The organism is Streptomyces sp. CB03234 (genome assembly GCF_001905885.1).
GTDB lineage: Bacteria > Actinomycetota > Actinomycetes > Streptomycetales > Streptomycetaceae > Streptomyces.
In genome coordinates, this window is the sequence record NZ_LIYH01000001.1 from 117,034 (window position 1) to 135,255 (window position 18,222).

The following is an 18,222-nucleotide window of genomic DNA, read 5'->3' on the forward strand; positions in this document are numbered from 1 at the left end:
CCAGGCGCTGCACAGATTGCCCAGCCCGTACGCGAACTATTGCGCACCTTGCCAAACGGAGAGAGCCTGCCGCCATGACTGAGACCATCGATCACACCCCCGACACCGCCCGGCAGGCCGACCCCTTCCCGGTTAAGGGCATGGACGCGGTCGTCTTCGCCGTCGGCAACGCCAAGCAGGCCGCGCACTACTACTCCACGGCCTTCGGCATGAAGCTGGTCGCCTACTCCGGACCGGAGAACGGCAGCCGCGAGACCGCCAGTTACGTCCTCAGCAACGGCGCCGCGCGCTTCGTGCTCACCTCCGTCATCAAGCCCTCCACCGACTGGGGCCGCTTCCTCGCCGAGCACGTCGCCGAGCACGGCGACGGCGTCATCGACCTCGCCATCGAGGTGCCGGACGCCCGCAAGGCGTACGCGTACGCCGTCGAGCAGGGCGCCACCGGCCTCACCGAGCCGTACGAGCTGAAGGACGAGCACGGCACGGTCGTCCTCGCCGCCATCGCCACGTACGGCAAGACCCGCCACACCCTCGTCGACCGCTCCGGTTACGACGGCCCGTACCTTCCCGGGTACGTCGCCGCCAAGCCGATCGTCGAGCCGCCCGCGAAGCGCACCTTCCAGGCCATCGACCACTGCGTGGGCAACGTCGAGCTCGGCAGGATGAACGAGTGGGTGGCCTTCTACAACAAGGTCATGGGCTTCACCAACATGAAGGAGTTCGTGGGCGACGACATCGCCACCGAGTACTCCGCGCTCATGTCCAAGGTCGTCGCGGACGGCACCAAGAAGGTGAAGTTCCCGATCAACGAGCCGGCGATCGCGAAGAAGAAGTCGCAGATCGACGAGTACCTGGAGTTCTACAACGGCCCCGGGGTCCAGCACATCGCGCTCGCCACGAACGACATCGTCGCCACCGTACGCACCATGCGGGCGGGCGGCGTCCAGTTCCTCGACGTCCCTGACTCGTACTACGACACGCTCGGCGAGTGGGTCGGCGACACGCGCGTCCCGATCGACGAGCTCCGCGAGCTGAAGATCCTCGCCGACCGCGACGAGGACGGCTACCTGCTCCAGATCTTCACCAAGCCGGTCCAGGACCGCCCGACGGTCTTCTTCGAGCTGATCGAGCGCCATGGCTCCATGGGCTTCGGCAAGGGCAACTTCAAGGCGCTCTTCGAAGCGATCGAACGCGAGCAGGCCAAGCGCGGCAACCTGTAACGGGGGCGGCGCCCCCGGTTCCCCGGGCGGCGCTCCTGGTCCCGCGGGTGGGGCACGGCCCCGGCGGCCGCGGCCACCGGGCACGGTGCCCGTGCCGGGGCAGCGCATGCGGCTCGGGGGGCGGGGCGTGGCCCCTCCGGGCTCGGACTCTCCCCCAGAGGGGGCCCCACGCGGTCGGCGGGGCGCCCTGTCGCGAGTGGGTGCCCACCATCGCCGCCAACCGCTGCGGGGACGACCCTGCATGGCCCCGCCCGGCCGTCCGGCGGCTGCGGACGGTCGCGTACGGGGAGCCAGAACGTAGCGCCCGGCCGCCCGGCGCGGGGGGCCGGGCGGCCGGGGACCCGTCAGCCGCCGGTGTAGCGGATGCTCGGTGCCGGGGGCGTCCGCATTCCGGCGCCGAGGAAGAAGCCGGGGTGCGGCGGCTGGTTGTAGGACACGTTCTGCCACGCCACCGCCGTGCGGTACTGCGGGTCGTGCATCAGCGTGCGGAGCTTGTGCTGCGTGGGCGCGGTCGTCGTGTGAACACGCAGCGCCGTGCTGTCCTGCGTCCGCCAGATGATCTCCTCCCGCCAGTCCCCGAAGAGGTCGGCCTGGAGGACCGGCGTGCCCTTGGTGTGGTTGTTCGACAGCGTGCCGCCCGCGCGGAAGATCTCCACGGACTTCTGCTCCTCCGCGTCCCACTTGCTGATCGTGCCCACGCCCGCGCCGGCCTGCTCGTCGAAGTCGTGGTCCACGATCTCCCGGAGGAGGTCACCGTCCCACCAGGCCATGAAGTTCGCCGCCGGAATCCGCCGGCCGATGAGGGTGGAGTCGGCGGCCCTCAGTTCCCCACGCCTGGAGTTCCACGCCCCGTCCTCGGTGACGGCCCACGCCTCGGCGCCGGGATGGGTGGGATCGATGTCAGCGGCGGCGGCCCGGCCGGTGTCCCGGTCCGCCGGCATCGACCACAGGACCGCTCCGGTGCGCGCGTCGCGCATCGTGGCGCCCCGGTTGCCACTGGCGGCCATGTTCTCGTGCGCGGCGAAGACCTCCAGACCGCCGCGCCCGGGGTCGAGGTCGCCCACGTGCAGGGCGTCACCGTGCCCGAGGCCGGTGCTGTAGAGACCGGTGCCGTCGTCGTCGATGGTTGCCGAGCCGAAGACGATCTCGTCCTTCTGGTCGCCGTCGACGTCCGCGACGGACATCTGGTGATTGCCCTGTCCCGCGTAGGCGCCGTTGCCCGCCTCCTGGGAGTCGAACGTCCAGCGGTGGCGCAACGCGGTGCCGTCGAAGTCGAAGGCCGCGATCACCGCGCGCGTGTAGTAGCCGCGGCTGAAGACGACGCTGGGCTTCTCGCCGTCCAGGTAGGCGACCGAGGCGAGGAAACGGTCCACCCGGTTGCCGTAGCCGTCGCCCCAGGAGGCGACGTCGCCGCGCGGCGGCTCGTACCGCACCGTGTCCACCGCCTTGCCGGTCAGCCCCTCGAACACCGTGAGCAACTCGGCGCCCTGGAGGACATAGCCGCTGGAGTTGCGGTGGTCGAGACCGGCGTCACCGATCACCTTCCCGGTGCCGTCCGTGGTGCCGTCGGCGGTCTTCATGACGACCTCGGCCCTGCCGTCGCCGTCCAGGTCGTAGACCATCGGCATGGTGTAGTGCGCGCCGGCGCGGATGTTCGGCCCCAGCCCGATCCGCCACAGGCGGGTGCCGTCCAGCCGGTAGGCGTCGAGGTACACCAGGCCGGTGTAGCCGCTCTTGGAGTTGTCCTTGGCGTTGGTGGGCTGCCACAGCTGGAAGATCTCGTACACGCCGTCGCCGTCGGCGTCGCCCACACTCGCGTCGCCCGCGGTGTACGCGTACGGCACGCCGTCCTTCGTACGGTCGTCGGCCGGCTTGTCCAGGGGTACGTCGAGGTACTGATGTGCCCACACACCGAACTCGGCCGTCGAGCGTGGCTGCTGCCCGCCGCCGTGGGAGACGATCCGGTAGACCGAGTCGGCGGTGCCCCCGGGATCGGTGTAGTTGGTGCTCGTGGTGACCGGCTTGGCGTTGATCCGCTCTCCGTCGCGGTACACGTCGAACGCGATGTCCTCCGGATCGAGCCCGAGCATGCGCCAGCCGAGGTACACGCCTTCGCCGGTGGACACGGCCACGGGCGAGCGGTCCAGGCGCTCCATGGCGCGTACGAGCGTGGTCGCGGCGGGTGTGGTGAGCGGCGCCGACCGCGCGGAGACGCCTCCGGCGTTCACCGAGGCCACGGTGTAGTGGTAGGCGACGGTGGTCAGGACGCCGGTGTCGGTGAACCGCTCCCGGTCGGCCCTGCCCACGGGCGCGTACGGCCCTTCCGGCTTCGCGGATCGGTAGACCTGGTAGTACAGGGCGTCCTTGACCGGCTTCCAGTGGAAGGTCAGTTCCCTCTTCTCGACTTTGCCCAGGAGCCGCAGACCGATGGGCACCGCCGCCGTGGCGACGTCCGGGTCCACGGCGTCGACCTGGAGGGGCTGGGAGCGTACGGACTCCTGGCCTAGCCCGTCCACAGCGGTCACGTAGTAGAGGTACGACAGCCCCACCGAGGCACCGGTGTCGCTGAAGGACGTGCCGGACACCTGGGCCAGGCGCTCCACCGCCGCGCCGTCCTTCTCCTTGCGGTGGACCCGGTAGGCCGTTGCGCCCTCGGCCGCCTCCCAGGACAGGCCGACTGCGGCCCCCGCCTTGGTGACGTCGAGGCTGTTCAGGGCGAGGCCGGTGGGGGCGACGAGGACGGGGGTGACGTCGAGCCCGTTGAGGTGGGCGGTCTGCCCGCTGAGCACCATGGTCAGCTGCCCGTCGGTGACGTCGACCGCGTTGTACGTACGTTCCGTCAGCGACTTGTTCGCCGAGACCTGCCCGTAGCTCCTGCCCTCGATGGTGACGTCGGTCCTGGCCGAGCCCAGGGTGTCCCCGACGTAGGCCTTCACCGCGTACCGGCCGTTGGGCACGTCCAGCCGGAATTCGTACCGTCCGCCGAAGTGGGCCACGAAGTCCCGCCCGAGGTCACCCGTGCCCGGTCCGCGGTCCCGGTCGATCATGCCGGTGGCGTCGGTGATCCCGTAGCCGCGTTCGGGTGTGTACGCGGTGGCCCGGGTGACCTCCGTGTAACCGGCGGCGAGCGGCGCCCCGGCCGGCTGGAAGTCGAACCGGTACCGAGGCGTACGGGTGGTGACGGACACGGCCTCCGAAGGGGCGGAGTCGCCGCGGCCGTTGACCGCCACGACGCGGAAGGCGTACGCGCGGCCTTCGGCGAGGCCCGCCACCTCGGCCTGCGGGAGGACGGACGTGGTGGTGAGCCGGTAGGCCGTATCGGCCTCGGCGGCCTCCTTGCGCAACACCTTGTAGATGTCCGCGCCCGCGACGGCGGTCCACTTCAGCGTCGCTCCGGAACCGGAGACGTTGCCGGCGGCCAGCCCGGTGGGCCGGGCCGGGACGTGGTCGGGGAGTCGCGTCTCCTTGACGTGCGCGGACAGCGGGAGGCCGAGTGCGGCCGTGCCCTGCGCCACGAGCCGCGCCATCTGGATGGCTCCGTACTCCTGGAAGTGGGTGTCGTCGACGGTTCCGGTGGGCCGGTTGGGGTACACCCCGGCCGGCACGTGCAGGAACACGGACGTGGCGGCCTCCGGGCCGATGGAGTCGAGGTAGCCGCGGCTGAGCGCGGACAGGTCCACCAGGGCGGCCTTCTCCTCGGCGGCGAGCTGCTTCATGGCGTCCACGTACGCCGGGAAGGAGACGTTGAACCTCCCGGTCGCCGGGTCGAAGGAGCGTCGCGACACGGGGGTGACCAGGACCGGTGTCGCCCCGCGCTGTCGCGCGCCGTGGACGTACGTCCGCAGGTACTCCTTGTACTCGGCCGGTGTGGCGTAGCGGTCGTCGACGCCCTGGGTGGCGTCGTTGTGCCCGAACTGCACCATGAGGTAGTCCTGGGGCCGCAGCGTCCGCAGCACGGTGTCCAGGCGGCCCTGGGTGAGGAAGTTCTTGGAACTGCGCCCGCCGATGGCGTGGTTGGCGAAGGCCACCTCGTCCGTGAAGAAGCGGCCGATCATCTGGCCCCAGCCGGCCTGCGGCACCCAGTACGGATCGTAGGTCTGCACGGTGGAGTCGCCGGCGAGGTGCACGGTGGGGACGGTTCCCGGCGTGCGGTCGGCGTGCCGGGTGATGGACAAGGAGTTGATCTTGGCGGCCGTGCCGGAGAAGTCGAGCTTCAGCCGGCCGTCCACGAGGGCGATGTCGAAGGACGTCTCCAGGTACTGGCCGGCCGGCTTGGTGGTGGGCGGCGTCTTGACCATCGACTCGGCGGTGAGGGCGATGTCGGTGGGGCCGGCCGCGTCACCCGCGATCAAGGAGACGGTGTAGTCGCCGTACGGCAGATCGACCAGGAAGGAGCCGCGTTCGACGGTGACGAAGTCGGAGCGCAGGGGGTCGGCGGTCGCCCGGTCGGTCGACGTCACCGCCGCCGTGTCCACGAACCCGTACCCCCTCTCCTCGGTGTACGCGGTCTTCTCCGACACTCCGGTCCAGCCGGCCGCCACCGCGCTGGTCGTGGTGCCGAAGTCGAAGGCCCTGCGCGGGGTTTCGTCGGCCGCCGAGGCCGCCGTAGCCGGGGGCGCCGTGACCGCCGAGGCCGCCGTAGCCGGGGGCGCCGGCAGTGCGGCGAGCAGCGGCAGCAGCAGCGCTGCGGCGACCGTGCCCGTCCTGCGCCGGCGGCTGCGGTTCCGTCTGCCGATCGGGCCGTCTCTTCCGGCCATGGGCGCCTCCCGTGTCGTGAGCGAATCTTGCTGAAACGTTTCAAAAGCGCGGCGCGGTCCTCCCCGGGGGCAAGAGGGCGTCAAGGCGCCCGGGAGGAGGACTGGAAAGCGCTTTCCAGACAGGTGAGAGGTTCCCAACGTTGTTCCCCGGGGGTCAACCCCCGTGCAGGGAGCACCTCACGGCACGGGAAGCGGCGGCGGAGACCTCAGCCGATCGGCGCGTACAGCACCCCCAGCTTGTCGATCTCCGCTCCCGAGCGGCCCGTGAAGCCGACGATCTGCCGGCCGGCGGGCGCCGTGAAGGTCACGGTGTCCGAGGTGGCGGAACCGGCCCGCAGCGTACGGGCCTTGTCGGTGGTGAAGGCGGCCGAGAAGAGGCGGGTCCGGCCGTCCTTCCGGCCGCGCGTGAGGGTCACGGACGTGAGGTGTTCCCCTGGGGCGAGGGTCAGGGACGCGGCGGTGCCGCCCGTACCGCCGTGCGTGAGCGGCCTGCCGTCGTCGTGCGTGAGCGACACCGCGTCGAGGCGGGAGCCGCCGCGCAGCGTCAGCGTGCGGGGCGAGACCGGCGAGGGGAGGTCGTCCGCGTCGTTGAACGCCGTGCCGTGCGGGCCGCCGAAGAAGTCACTGGCCCGGAGTGCCGGGGGCAGCGTCCACGAGAAGTCGACCGTGTGCGGGAAGTGGTCGGAGAGGTGGTCGCCGTCGGCGTCCAGGAAGGACGCCCACTCGTTGTCGTAGCGGGTGGCGGAGAGGTTCACCAGCGTGCTGCCCCGGTAGAGGACCTTGTCCACCACCTCGCAGTCGTTCGTCGGCGCCGTCCCCGGGCAGACGATCGCGTCACCGCCCTGCGCCGGGGCGCTGCCGCCACGGACGAGCTGGACCCATGCGTCGGTCAGGCCGTTCTCCTTCACCAGCGTGCGGATGTTGTCGCCGGTGCGGGTGTAGCGGGTGTTGGTGTCGCCCATGACGATCACGGCGTTGCCCGCCGAGTTCGCCCGGATGAAGGCGGAGAGCTGCTCGATGTTGGCGCGGCGGGCGGCCAGCGCGGCGTCCGTCACGTCCGCGTTCGCGTGGACGTTGTAGAGGTCGACGAAGACCCCCTCGGCCAGCCGGACCCGGGCGAGCGTGAACCCCTTGGGGGTGAGGCAGTCGGTGCCCGCGCAGTCGTTCCAGTCGACCCGCTGGAAGTCCTCGAAGGCGTGGTCCGAGAGGGTGTTGAGGCCGTCGCCGATACCGGCGCCGCCGCTCGTCGGCGTGCGGTACGGGTGGTCGTCACCCGCGTACAGGGCGGCGTGGTAGTTGAAGTCCTCCTGGACGTTGACGATGTCGTACGCCGCGAGGCGCGGAGAGATCAGCGGCGTGTTGGTCGCGGGGTTCCCGGAACTCAGCCCCTCCGGAAGGCCGGCGACGTTGTACGTGAGGACGCTGAAGGTGCCCGACCTGTCGGAGGTGGCCACGGGCGCGGCGGCGGTGGGCGCGGCAGCGGCGGGCGTCGTGGTGGCGAGCCCGGCAAGGGCCAGGGCGCCCGCCACAAGGGTGCCGATGAGTCTTCTCACGAGGGGAGTGTCTCCAGACGCGAAGCGGGGAAGACCGACGCCGCTCAGAGTGGCGCCAACCACCGTGCGGCACAAGGCGCATGGGATCCGGCGCCGCGCCGCACGGACCGACCACCGAGCCCCCCCGCCACCGACCGGCGCGTGGGCGCCGCTAGGGTGCCGGGCATGGCCAGGATGAATGACGTGGGCGGCATACAGGGCTTCGGGCCCATCGACACCGCCGACGACGCCGAGCCCTTCCACGCCGACTGGGAGGCCCGTGTGTTCGCCCTCAACCGGGCGCTCCTCGGTGCCGGCGTCTACAACCTCGACGAGTTCCGGGACGCCGTCGAGACGGCGCTGCCGCCCGCCGACTACCTCGCGGCCTCGTACTACGAGCGCTGGTTCCACGCCATCCGCACCCTCCTCGAACGCAAGGGCGTGATCGTGGAGGGCGAACTCGATGGGTGACCGGTTCCGGGCCGGGGACGTCGTCCGCACCGTCCACCACGACCCGCCGCACCACACCCGGCTGCCGCGCTACGCCCGTGGCAAGACCGGCACGGTCGTCGAGCCGGAGGGCCGCGCCCCGCTCGCGGACGTCCGCGCGCAGGGCATCGCGGACGCCCCGGTGGAGCAGGTGTACGCGGTACGGTTCGCCGCCCGCGACCTGTGGGGCGAGGGCGACCACCATGTCGTGCTCGACCTGTTCGAGAGCTATCTGGAGGAAGCGTGACCGAGCACTCCGACGCCCTGATCTCCCGCCGCGTACGCCGCCTGGAGACGCTCCTCGAAGAGCGCGGCATCGTCGCGGGCGTCGCGGTCGAGGAGGCCATCGACGCCTACCTGGCCGACTCCGGCCCCGCGAACGGCGCCCGCGTCGTGGCCCGCGCCTGGACGGACCCGGCGTACCGCGCACGCCTCCTCGCCGACGGTACGGCGGCCGTCGCCGAACTCGGCTACGCCGCCGGCGGCGTACAGAAGCAGCGCCTCCGTGTCGTCGAGAACACCGAGCACCTCCACAACGTGGTCGTCTGCACGCTCTGCTCCTGCTACCCGCTGCGCCTCCTCGGCCCGTCCCCGGGCTGGTACCGCAGCGAGGCGTACCGCTCCCGGGTGGTACGCGAACCCCGCGCCGTACTGGCCGAGTTCGGGCTGCACCTGCCCGAGTCGACCGCCGTCACGGTGTGGGACTCGACGTCCGAGACGCGCTACATGGTGCTGCCGCGCCGCCCGGAGGGTACGGAAGGCCTGGACGAGGACGCCCTGGCGGGCCTGGTCACGCGCAACGCGCTCATCGGTACGGCGGCGCTCTGAGCGCTCACCGCCGGGAGCCCGCCGAAGCGGAAGCCGAAGCGGAAGCGGGAGCCGCCTCGTGAGCCGAAGCGGAAGGCGGAGCCGGTGCCGACGCTGAACCCGACGCCGGGCCCCGCGCGTCCGCTGCCGAAGGCGAGGCGCTCGGCGCCGCCGCGCCCCCCGGCCGCCGCGGCTTGCGCGCCTGCTCCTGACGCTCCGGGTCCCGCGGCGGCGGCGAACCGGCCCGCGAGGCACCCGAGCGCGGCGTGTCCCCGCCGGAGCCGGAGCCGGAGCCGTACACGTCCTTCGGCCCGCCCTCCGGCGGCTCGCCCAGCGCCGCCAGCGCCCGCCGCGCGGCCGGCGCCAGCAGGGGCGAGAAGTCCGGGTTGAGGCGCAGCGCCTCGGCGATGTGGCGCCGCGCCGGACCCCACTGCCCGAGCTCCCGCTCGATCTGGCCCCGGTGGTACGCGAACAGCGCGCTGCGCAGGCCCTGTTCCGTCGCCCGCCTGGCGTACGGCAGCGCCTCCTCCGCCCGCCCCGTCCGGTACAGCGCCCAGCCCAGCGCGTCGGCGACGTGCACGGACCGGTGCCCCTTCGCCCACTCGGCGCGCAACCGGCGCACGGCGGAGTGCGGGGAGCCGTGGTCCGTCTCGTACCGGGCCAGCACGAGCGCCCCGTTCACCCCGTGCGTCCCGGCTTCCGTGGCGCGCGCCCGCAGCATCTCGTACTGCGTGTGCGCGTCACCGTCCAGGCCCAGCGACTCGTACAACTCGCCCGCCTCCAGGGCGTACTGGGGCAGCGGCAGCGCCTCCAGCGCGGCCCCGTAGTCCCGCAGCGCCTCGTCGGTCCGCCCCAGCGCCGCCAGCGCCCGCGCCCGCCCGGCCAGCGACGGGGCGTGGCCGGGGACGAGCCGCAGCGCCGGGTCGTAGGAGGCGAGGGCCTCGGCCGGTTCGCCGCGCTCCCACGCCAGGTCGCCCAGCCGCGCCAGGCACGCCGCCTTCTCGGCCGGGGTGGTGGCCAGCGCCACCGCGTCGTACGCGAGGGCGGAGGCGTCCTCGCGCCAGCCCTTGTCCCGGTACACCAGCGCGGCGCGCGACAGCGCGGGCGCCCCGGCCCGCAGCGCCCGCAGCCGCTCCATGGCCCGCCCGGCGGACACGTAGTCGCCGAGCCCGCTGTACGCGTCGATCAGCACGGGGTACGCCTGCCAGCGCCTCGGCGTGTGGTTCCGTACCGCCTCGCCCCACTTCCGCGCCGCCGCGAAGTCGCCGCGCGCGTTGGCCAGGGCGCCCATGCCGAGCTGGGCGTCGACGTTCCCCTTCCCGGCGGGCAGGAGACCCAGGGACCGCTTCAGCGCCTTCTCGGCGCGTACGTACGAGGCGGTGTCGCCGCTGCGGACGCCGCGCTCCACGTACGCCGTGCCCAGCACCGCCCACGACGCGTCGTCGCGCGGATGGGCCCGCAGCCACGTCTCCCGGTCGCCGATCAGCGCGGCCAGCTCGGGCAGCGACGCCTGCGCGCCGGTGTGCGCCGCCGACACGGCCCGCGCGACGGCGCCGGGCGCGGGCGCCGGCGCACCGCCGCCACCCAGGCTGCCCGGTACGAACAGGGCGGCCGCGCCGGCCAGCACCGCGCCCGCCCCCACACCCAGCACGATCTGTGGGACCCGTTCCGTCTTCATGCGGTCACTGTGCGACAAACGGTGCGTCCATACGACGAGCCACCCGGCGTACCCCAAGTCGATCCCCCGCCGGGTTCACACCGATGGCCCCGAGTGCCAGGCTGGGATCATGGACGACCTACTGACCCGGCTCCGAGCCGCCCTTCCGGCGGAAGCGGTCCTCACCGACCCCGACGTCACCGCCTCCTACGCCCACGACATGGCGAGCTTCTGCGACGCCGGCACACCCGCCGTGGTCGTCCTGCCGAGCACCGTCGAGCAGGTCCAGCACATCATGCGCACGGCGACCGAACTGCGCGTGCCGGTCGTCCCGCAGGGCGCCCGCACGGGCCTGTCGGGCGCGGCGAACGCGTCCGACGGCTGCGTCGTGCTCTCGCTCACCAAGATGGACCGGATCCTGGAGATCAGCCCGGTCGACCGGATCGCGGTCGTCGAACCGGGCGTGATCAACGCCGTACTCTCCCGCGCCGTGGCCGAACACGGCCTGTACTACCCGCCGGACCCCTCCAGCTGGGAGATGTGCACCATCGGCGGCAACATCGGCACCGCCTCCGGCGGCCTGTGCTGCGTCAAGTACGGGGTGACGGCGGAGTACGTCCTCGGCCTGGACGTCGTCCTCGCCGACGGCCGCCTGATGTCCACCGGCCGCCGTACCGCCAAGGGGGTCGCCGGGTACGACCTGACCCGGCTGTTCGTCGGCTCCGAGGGCACCCTCGGCATCGTCGTACGGGCCGTCCTGGCGCTGCGCCCGCGGCCGCCGCGACAGCTGGTGCTGGCGGCCGAGTTCCCGTCGGCCGCCGCGGCCTGCGACGCCGTGTGCGCCATCATGGAACGCGGCCACACCCCCTCGCTCCTCGAACTGATGGACCGTACGACCGTGCAGGCGGTCAACAAGCTCGGCCGGATGGGACTGCCCGAGTCCACCGAGGCCCTGCTGCTCGCCGCGTTCGACACCCCGGACCCCGCCGCCGACCTGGCCGCCGTCGGGGACCTGTGCACGGCCGCGGGCGCGACGCAGGTCGTCCCGGCGGAGGACGCGGCCGAGTCGGAGATGCTGCTGAAGGCGCGCCGGATGTCGCTGACCGCCCTGGAGGCGGTCAAGTCGGCGACGATGATCGACGACGTGTGCGTACCGCGCTCGCGGCTCGCCGCGATGCTCGACGGCACGGCCGCCATCGCCGCCACGTACGACCTGACCATCGGTGTCTGCGTGCACGCGGGCGACGGCAACACCCACCCCGTCGTCTGCTTCGACCACACCGACCCCGACGAGTCGCGGCGCGCCCGCGCGTCGTTCGACGACATCATGGCGCTCGGCCTGGAACTGGGCGGCACCATCACGGGGGAACACGGCGTCGGCGTACTGAAGAAGGAGTGGCTGGCCCGCGAGCTGGGACCGGTCGGGGTGGAGTTGCAGCGCGGCATCAAGCAGACCTTCGACCCGCTGGGCATCCTCAACCCCGGCAAGCTGTTCTAAGCCTCCAGCCCTGGTCCCCATGACCGATGGCCCTCGGCCGTGCCCCCCGCATAGCGTGAAGGGACCGATGAAGGAGGAGCCGTGCCCGCACGCCTTGACCACACCATCGTCCGCAGCCGCGACCGGTTCGCCGCGGCCCGTTTCCTCACGGAACTCATCGACGCGCCCGAGCCGAAGCCCTTCGGCCCTTTCGCGTCCGTCCCGCTGGAGGGCGGCGTCACCCTCGACTACCTCGACGACGACGCGCCCCGGATCGTCCCGCAGCACCTCGCCTTCCTCGTCCCGGAGGACGAGTTCGACGAGATCTTCGGCCGGATCCAGGAGCGCGAACTGCCGTACTGGGCGGACCCGCACCACCGCGAGCCGCAGCGGATCAACCACCACTACGGTGGCCGTGGCGTGTACATCGACGACCCCGACGGCCACTCGATCGAATTCATCACCCACACCTACGTGACCGACTGACCCGGTCCGCCCGCTCACGCCAGCAGCTCGGCCAGCCCGTCGTCCAGGCCGAGCTGCTCCGCCTCCGAACCGGGCGGCACCACGCGCAGCGCCCGCTCCAGCCACGCGGACACCTGCGCCGCCGGAACCTCCAGCAGCGCCTCGCCCTCCGGCGAGGACAGGGCCATCAGCACGACGGCGTGCCCGTCGAGCGTGGTCGGCCAGATCCGCACATCACCGTGCCCGCACGGCCGGAAGACCCCCTCGACCAGCAGCTCCCGGGCGAACGTCCAGTGCACGGGCCGGTCGGAGCCCACATGAAAGGTGATGTGCACGGCGTACGGGTCATCCGTCCGGTACGCCAGCCGGGCCGGCACGGGGACGCTGCGCTCGGGCGACAGCACCAGGTTGAGCTCCAGTTCGCGTTCGACGACGGTGTGCTGCATGGGACGGTTCCCTTCTCTCCGGTACGGGCCCTGGCGCGGGCCGCATGGAGGAGAGGCGCTTTCCCGCCCGCCATTACGCGACTTCCGACAAGAGGTTTCCCTTACTTTCCGTAGCACGGATCTGACCGGATCGTGGTCGTTGTGGACGGACCGGTTCGGGGGCGGTCGGCGGTCTGGTAGATGTGGTGCCTTGAATTGAGGCCTCGAGGAGATACGGGACCACGGTGATGAGCGCCCCAACCCCGGCAACCGGCGACGGCAGCCCCACGCCTGGCTACTACCCCGATCCGTCCATCCCGGGATATATCCGGTTCTGGAACGGCGCCGCCTGGGTGCCGGGGACCAGCCGGCCCGCGCCCAAGGACGGTGAGGCGATGCCGACGCCGCCGGTCCCGGCGCAGCCGGCTCCGTCTCCGGCACCCGCACCGGCACCTTCGGTGGAGGAGACCGGGCCGGTCTTCTTCGACGAGGAGGAGGCGGCCGCGGAGGGCCAGCCGGAGCCGGAGCCCGCGTCCGTGTGGCAGGCGGACGCCGCTCGCCAGACCGGGTTCGGCGGCGACCGTGACCGCCGCGTCTCGTGGGGCGCCGAGGCCGGCCAGGACCCGCGCCGCCCGGCCCCCGCCGCCCCGGACCCCACGGGCGGCGCCCTGCCCGGCGTACGGAGTGTGGAGCCGGAGCCCGCGAAGGCGGCGGCCCCGGAGGGCACGGTCACCATCCGGGCGGTCAAGCCGCAGCCGAAGCCGGCGCCCGAGCGGCCCGCCGACGGCACGATGACCATCCGGGCCCTCACGCCGGACGCCCCGCGCACCCCGCAGGCCCCGGCCCAGCCCCAGCCGGCCGCCCCCGCCCCGGCCCCGGCCCCCGCCCCGGCCCCGCAGGCCGCACCCACGCCTGCACCCACGCCCGCCCCCGCGTCCACCCCCGCCCCCGTCACCCACGGCCCAGGCGGCGGCGCCGCGTCCTGGGCGCAGCAGGTGCACCAGCTGGCCCAACCGGAACAGCAGCGGCAGCAGCCGCAGCAGCCCGTCCTGCCCTGGAAGCCCCCGGTCAACGACCCGTTCCTCGCGGCGGCCCAGGCGCAGGCCGCCGCCCGCCCGGCGGCCCTCGGCAAGCGGTTGGTGGCCCGGCTGATCGACACCCTGGTCCTCGGGGCGGCCGTCGGCGCCGTCGCCGTACCGTTCGTCTCCAAGGCGCTCGATCACATCGACGGCAAGATCCAGCAGGCCAAGCAGTCCGGCGAGACGGTCACGGTCTGGCTCCTGGACGGCACCACCTCGACGTACTTCGGCATCACCCTCGCCGCCCTCCTGGTGCTGGGCGTGCTGTACGAGGCGCTGCCGACCGCCAAGTGGGGCCGTACGCTCGGCAAGAGGCTGATGGGCCTGGAGGTGCGGGACATCGAGTCGCACGAGCCTCCGCCGTTCGGCGCGGCGCTGCGCCGCTGGCTGGTGTACGGGGTGCTGGGCATCCTGGTCGTCGGGGTGGTCAACGTCCTGTGGGCGCTGATCGACCGCCCGTGGCGCCAGTGCTGGCACGACAAGGCGGCCCACACCTTCGTGGCCGGACGGAGCGGGTAGCCCGAACGGCCGGTGATCCGTTGCGGGGCCCCGCCGGGCGGGATGCACTGCCCCCATGAGCAACGAGCCTCCCGAGGACGACCCGTTCCGCAAGAAGCCGCAGGACGACGGCTCCCAGCCGCCACCCGCGCCGCCCCCTCCGCCCTCGGGCGGCGGCGGTCCGTACGGGGGACAGGGGCCCTACGGCGGAGGCGGACCGTATGACGGCGGCCCCGGAGGCGGTCCCTATGGGGGCGGCCCCGGGGGTGGTCCCTATGGAGGCGGCCCCGGCGGCGGGCCCTATGGGGCCGATCCGCTCGCCGGGATGCCGCCGCTCGCCGATTCGGGCAGGCGCGTCCTGGCCCGGCTCATCGACTGGGTCATCGTCGTCGTACCGCTCGCCCTCATCGGCATCCCGTTCGACATCTACGGCAAGGTGTCGGACGAGGCGGACGTCGCGGACGTGTGGCAGACCAACGACGGCGGGCAGTGGGTCTTCCAGCTCATCTCCATCGTGGCGTACGTCGCCTACGACACCCTCATGACGACGAAGAAGAACGGGCAGACGGTCGGCAAGCGGCTGCTGGGCATGCGGGTGGCGATGCTCAACGACGGCAGTGTGCCCGGCACCAACGCCGCGCTGACCCGGGCGATCGTGCTGTGGCTGCCCGCGCTGATCTGCTGCGCCTGTCTGTGGCCGCTGCTCCTGCTGATCCTCATCCTGGTCGACAAGCCGTACAAGCAGGGCCTGCACGACAAGGCGGCCAAGACCGTCGTCGTGTCAACGACGCAGTGAGTGCTCCCGTGGCTTCGCCGGGGCGGCCGGATGCGCGTTCCCGTACGCGGTGCGCCGCCCCGCCGGCTGCGGCAGGGTCATCGCGACCAGCAGGCCGAGCGCGAGCGCGGCCACCCCGATCAGGGCGACACCCAGTCCGGTGGTGGTGCGGGACAGCAGCAGCATGGCGACGGTCGCGAAGACGACGGTGGCCGAACCGTAGGCGAGCTGTGGGGCGGTCGGACGCGGCATGGCGGGTTCCGTCCTCGAAGCTGGAGCACCGGATGGGGATCACGCAACTCGGTCGCACTGTCTTCTGACTCTACGACGGTGGATGCCCGAGAGGAACCGGCAGTAAGCGTGACCTAACCCACGGTACCGGTGCATGGGGGGCGCACAGCATCACGGCCTATGCCATATGGCCGGAAGGCGGCGCCCATTGACGCGATCCGCAGGGGAGGACCGTATCAAGTGTCGTACATCAGAGGTGTGTTGAGCGCCGCCGCCGTACTGGCCGTCCTGGTGGGGGCAACAGCCGCCGCTCCCGCCCCCACCGCCCCCGTGCACGACGACGCCGCGCACGGCACCGTCGAGGGGCAGCACGACGGGCATGTCATCGACGGGCCCTTCAGCGCCCGGCAGCGGCAGCAGCGCCAGGTGGCGCTGGAGCAGGTGCTGAGCGGGCGGGCGAAGGTGGAGCGGCGCGGCGGCTCCAGGGTCGTGAGGCTCGGCGACCGCAAGTACGTCGAGCTGGGGCGGGAGCGCACCGACAAGATCTTCACGATCCTGGTCGAGTTCGGCGACAAGGTCGACGACACCACGATGTACGACCCGGACGGCCCGGGCGGGCCGAAGCCGCCCGTTGTCAAGTACGGCGGTACGCCGGGCCCGCTGCACAACCGGATCCCCGAGCCGGACCGTACGAAAAACAACTCCACGGCCTGGCACGCGGACTACGACCGCGAGCACTTCCAGCGGCTGTACTTCGGCGAGGGCGACGGGGTGGAGTCGCTGAAGACGTACTACGAGAAGACCTCTTCCGGCCGGTACTCGGTGGAGGGGGAGGTCTCGGACTGGGTGAAGGTCGAGTACAACGAGGCCCGGTACGGCTCGAACTACTGCGGCGGCAACAACTGCCCCAATGTCGAGGACCTGGTCTTCGACGGGGTGGCGGCCTGGGTGGCGGACCAGAAGGCGAAGGGCAGGACGGACGGTGACATCAGGGCGCAGGTGGCCCGTTTCGACGAATGGGACCGCACGGACCACGACAACGACGGGAACTTCAACGAGCCGGACGGCTACATCGACCACTTCCAGATCGTGCACGCGGGCGAGGACGGTTCGGCGGGCGGTGGTGCGCAGGGCGGTGACGCGCTGTGGGCGCACCGGGGGTACGCGTACAGCCGGGACGACGGCGACACCGGTCCGGCGGGGTTCCGGGCGGGGGGTGTGGCGATCGGTGACACGGGCGTCTGGGTGGGTGACTACACGATGCAGCCGGAGAACGGCGGGCTGGGCGTCTTCGCCCACGAGTACGCGCACGACCTGGGCCTGCCCGACCTGTACGACACCAACAACGTGGCGGGCGTGGAGAACTCGGTCGGTTTCTGGTCCCTGATGTCGTCCGGGTCGTGGCTGGGCACCGGCAAGGACTCGATCGGCGACCTGCCGGGCGACATGACGGCCTGGGACAAGCTCCAGCTGGGCTGGCTCGATTACGAGAAGGCCGAGGCGGCGACCGCGTCGACGCACACGCTGGGCGTCTCCGCGTACAACACCGACCGGCCGCAGGCGCTGGTCGTGGAGCTGCCGGAGAAGACGGTCACCACGCCGGTGGTGAAGCCGGCCGGGGGCGCGGGGCAGTGGTGGAGCGACCACGGCGACGACCTGTCCCACACGCTGACCCGGACGGTCGACCTGACCGGCCGTTCCTCCGCCTCGCTCGCACTCGACGGCTGGTGGGACATCGAGAAGGACTACGACTACCTGTACACGCAGGTCTCCACGGACGGCGGGGAGAGCTGGAAGACGGTCGACGGTACGGCCGACGGTGCGGCGATCACCCGGGACGGCGGCGACAAGCCGGCGCTGACGGGGGTTTCGGAGACGTACCGCAAGCTGGTGTACCCGCTGGACGCGTACGCCGGGAAGCGGATCGTCGTGCGTTTCCGCTACCGGACGGACGGCGGCGTGGCGGGCAAGGGGTTCGCGGCGGACAACATCTCGGTGAAGGCCGACGGTGTGACGCTGTTCACGGACGACGCCGAGGGGGAGGGCAACGGTGGCTGGGCGGCGCGGGGGTTCGCGCGGGTCGGGGAGGCGGTCACCGGCGACCACCCGCAGTACTACATCGCGGAGAACCGGCAGTACGTGTCGTACGACCGGACCCTGGAGACCGGTCCGTACCACTTCGGCTTCCCCGAGCCCCGGGACAACTGGGTGGAGCACTACGCCTACCGGCCCGGCCTGATGATCTGGCAGTGGGACACCTCGCAGCGGGACAACAACGTCACCGACCATCCGGGCCAGGGCCTGCTGCTGCCGGTGGACGCCCATCCACGGCCGATGACGTGGGCGGACGGCACTCTGATGTCGAACAAGATCACGCCGTACGACGCGGCGTTCAGCCGTAGCCCCACGCCCGGCTTCACCCTGCACAAGCAGGGTGTACCGCACTACATCAGGCCGCATGCGGGCAATCCGGTCTTCGATGACCACAAGGGTGTGTACTGGTACGCCGTCAACCGGTTCGGTGGTGTGCGCACCACGGACACCAACACCCGGATCACGGTGGCGGCTCAGCCGTCGAACGGATCGTCGGTCACCGTGACAGTGGGCCCCTCGGTCGGGTGACCAGGGCGCTTTCCCCGGTCGCCGCTGTTCGCAATGCGGATCGGCTTGTTCACATAGAGCACTTGGCCTGGGCAAGTCAAGATCTGTCTTTTCGCGTCATTCTCCGGTCGAATGTCGTCACTTGTGGCGCGACACCGCACGCGGATAACACATCGACCCCCCATCCGCGGTTCGCGGGCGCGGGGAGG

Annotated in this window: 14 protein-coding genes; 9 read left to right on the forward strand and 5 right to left on the reverse strand. The window is 72.0% G+C overall.

Annotated elements, in window-relative coordinates; translation table 11 throughout:
* The first annotated feature begins 74 nt into the window (after window positions 1-74).
* On the forward strand, window positions 75-1,220 hold the full coding sequence (hppD, locus tag AMK26_RS00520; protein ID WP_073750618.1) for a 4-hydroxyphenylpyruvate dioxygenase: 1,146 nt from the start codon (window positions 75-77) through the stop codon (window positions 1,218-1,220).
* A gap of 344 nt (window positions 1,221-1,564) precedes the next feature.
* Here the strand turns inward: hppD and AMK26_RS00525 are convergent, their stop codons facing one another.
* Both AMK26_RS00525 and AMK26_RS00530 read right to left on the reverse strand, forming a co-directional pair.
* Complete coding sequence (locus tag AMK26_RS00525; protein ID WP_073750621.1) at window positions 1,565-5,977, reverse strand: rhamnogalacturonan lyase family protein; 4,413 nt, start codon at window positions 5,975-5,977, stop codon at window positions 1,565-1,567.
* Window positions 5,978-6,183: 206 nt separating this feature from the next.
* Window positions 6,184-7,530, reverse strand: coding sequence for a jacalin-like lectin (locus AMK26_RS00530; RefSeq protein WP_073750623.1), 1,347 nt, complete (start codon window positions 7,528-7,530; stop codon window positions 6,184-6,186).
* Between the two features lie 165 nt (window positions 7,531-7,695).
* On the opposite strand from AMK26_RS00530, the gene AMK26_RS38300 reads away from it, so the two are divergent.
* Genes AMK26_RS38300 through nthA form a run of 3 tightly spaced genes read left to right on the forward strand, consistent with a single transcriptional unit; the run spans window position 7,696 to window position 8,826 of the window.
* Window positions 7,696-7,980, forward strand: a complete 285-nt coding sequence (locus AMK26_RS38300; RefSeq protein ID WP_073750625.1) for an SH3-like domain-containing protein — start codon at window positions 7,696-7,698, stop codon at window positions 7,978-7,980.
* Window positions 7,973-8,245, forward strand: coding sequence for an SH3-like domain-containing protein (locus tag AMK26_RS38305; RefSeq protein ID WP_073750627.1), 273 nt, complete (start codon window positions 7,973-7,975; stop codon window positions 8,243-8,245). The genes AMK26_RS38300 and AMK26_RS38305 overlap by 8 nt, the downstream gene beginning before the upstream one ends.
* Window positions 8,242-8,826 carry a nitrile hydratase subunit alpha gene (gene nthA / locus AMK26_RS00545; RefSeq protein WP_073750629.1) on the forward strand — a complete coding sequence of 195 codons (585 nt, stop codon included), beginning with the start codon at window positions 8,242-8,244 and terminating at the stop codon, window positions 8,824-8,826. The genes AMK26_RS38305 and nthA overlap by 4 nt, the downstream gene beginning before the upstream one ends.
* 4 nt (window positions 8,827-8,830) lie before the next feature.
* Here the strand turns inward: nthA and AMK26_RS00550 are convergent, their stop codons facing one another.
* On the reverse strand, window positions 8,831-10,483 hold the full coding sequence (locus tag AMK26_RS00550) for a tetratricopeptide repeat protein (protein WP_073750631.1): 1,653 nt from the start codon (window positions 10,481-10,483) through the stop codon (window positions 8,831-8,833).
* Between the two features lie 109 nt (window positions 10,484-10,592).
* Here AMK26_RS00550 and AMK26_RS00555 point away from each other — a divergent pair, with 109 nt between their 5' ends.
* Together AMK26_RS00555 and AMK26_RS00560 are read left to right on the forward strand one after the other, a co-directional pair.
* Window positions 10,593-11,960: an FAD-binding oxidoreductase gene (locus AMK26_RS00555; protein WP_073750633.1), complete on the forward strand. Its 1,368-nt coding sequence runs from the start codon at window positions 10,593-10,595 to the stop codon at window positions 11,958-11,960.
* Window positions 11,961-12,041: 81 nt separating this feature from the next.
* Window positions 12,042-12,425, forward strand: coding sequence for a VOC family protein (locus AMK26_RS00560; RefSeq protein ID WP_073750635.1), 384 nt, complete (start codon window positions 12,042-12,044; stop codon window positions 12,423-12,425).
* Window positions 12,426-12,439: 14 nt separating this feature from the next.
* Here the strand turns inward: AMK26_RS00560 and AMK26_RS00565 are convergent, their stop codons facing one another.
* A complete protein-coding gene (locus AMK26_RS00565; RefSeq protein WP_073750637.1) occupies window positions 12,440-12,850 on the reverse strand; it encodes an SsgA family sporulation/cell division regulator in 411 nt (136 codons plus the stop codon).
* A gap of 227 nt (window positions 12,851-13,077) precedes the next feature.
* On the opposite strand from AMK26_RS00565, the gene AMK26_RS00570 reads away from it, so the two are divergent.
* Both AMK26_RS00570 and AMK26_RS00575 read left to right on the forward strand, forming a co-directional pair.
* Window positions 13,078-14,427 (forward strand): RDD family protein, encoded by a 1,350-nt coding sequence (locus AMK26_RS00570; protein ID WP_073750639.1) that lies wholly within the window; start codon window positions 13,078-13,080, stop codon window positions 14,425-14,427.
* 55 nt (window positions 14,428-14,482) lie between these two features.
* On the forward strand, window positions 14,483-15,202 hold the full coding sequence (locus AMK26_RS00575; protein ID WP_073750641.1) for an RDD family protein: 720 nt from the start codon (window positions 14,483-14,485) through the stop codon (window positions 15,200-15,202).
* Here AMK26_RS00575 and AMK26_RS00580 read toward each other — a convergent pair.
* Window positions 15,188-15,433, reverse strand: coding sequence for a hypothetical protein (locus AMK26_RS00580; protein ID WP_073750643.1), 246 nt, complete (start codon window positions 15,431-15,433; stop codon window positions 15,188-15,190). The two genes, AMK26_RS00575 and AMK26_RS00580, sit on opposite strands and share 15 nt — an antisense overlap.
* Window positions 15,434-15,652: 219 nt before the next feature.
* Between AMK26_RS00580 and AMK26_RS00585 the strand changes: the two genes are divergently transcribed.
* Window positions 15,653-18,034, forward strand: coding sequence for an immune inhibitor A domain-containing protein (locus AMK26_RS00585; RefSeq protein WP_073750645.1), 2,382 nt, complete (start codon window positions 15,653-15,655; stop codon window positions 18,032-18,034).
* The last annotated feature ends 188 nt before the right edge of the window (window positions 18,035-18,222 follow it).

What these genes read in the sequence shown, in the direction of transcription:
- hppD (WP_073750618.1), top strand. Translation starts at nt 75, where the DNA reads ATGACTGAGACCATCGATCACACCCCCGACACCGCCCGGCAGGCCGAC.
- AMK26_RS00525 (WP_073750621.1), bottom strand. Translation starts at nt 5,977, where the DNA reads ATGGCCGGAAGAGACGGCCCGATCGGCAGACGGAACCGCAGCCGCCGG.
- AMK26_RS38300 (WP_073750625.1), top strand. Translation starts at nt 7,696, where the DNA reads ATGGCCAGGATGAATGACGTGGGCGGCATACAGGGCTTCGGGCCCATC.
- AMK26_RS38305 (WP_073750627.1), top strand. Translation starts at nt 7,973, where the DNA reads ATGGGTGACCGGTTCCGGGCCGGGGACGTCGTCCGCACCGTCCACCAC.
- AMK26_RS00550 (WP_073750631.1), bottom strand. Translation starts at nt 10,483, where the DNA reads ATGAAGACGGAACGGGTCCCACAGATCGTGCTGGGTGTGGGGGCGGGC.
- AMK26_RS00555 (WP_073750633.1), top strand. Translation starts at nt 10,593, where the DNA reads ATGGACGACCTACTGACCCGGCTCCGAGCCGCCCTTCCGGCGGAAGCG.
- AMK26_RS00565 (WP_073750637.1), bottom strand. Translation starts at nt 12,850, where the DNA reads ATGCAGCACACCGTCGTCGAACGCGAACTGGAGCTCAACCTGGTGCTG.
- AMK26_RS00570 (WP_073750639.1), top strand. Translation starts at nt 13,078, where the DNA reads ATGAGCGCCCCAACCCCGGCAACCGGCGACGGCAGCCCCACGCCTGGC.
- AMK26_RS00575 (WP_073750641.1), top strand. Translation starts at nt 14,483, where the DNA reads ATGAGCAACGAGCCTCCCGAGGACGACCCGTTCCGCAAGAAGCCGCAG.
- AMK26_RS00580 (WP_073750643.1), bottom strand. Translation starts at nt 15,433, where the DNA reads ATGCCGCGTCCGACCGCCCCACAGCTCGCCTACGGTTCGGCCACCGTC.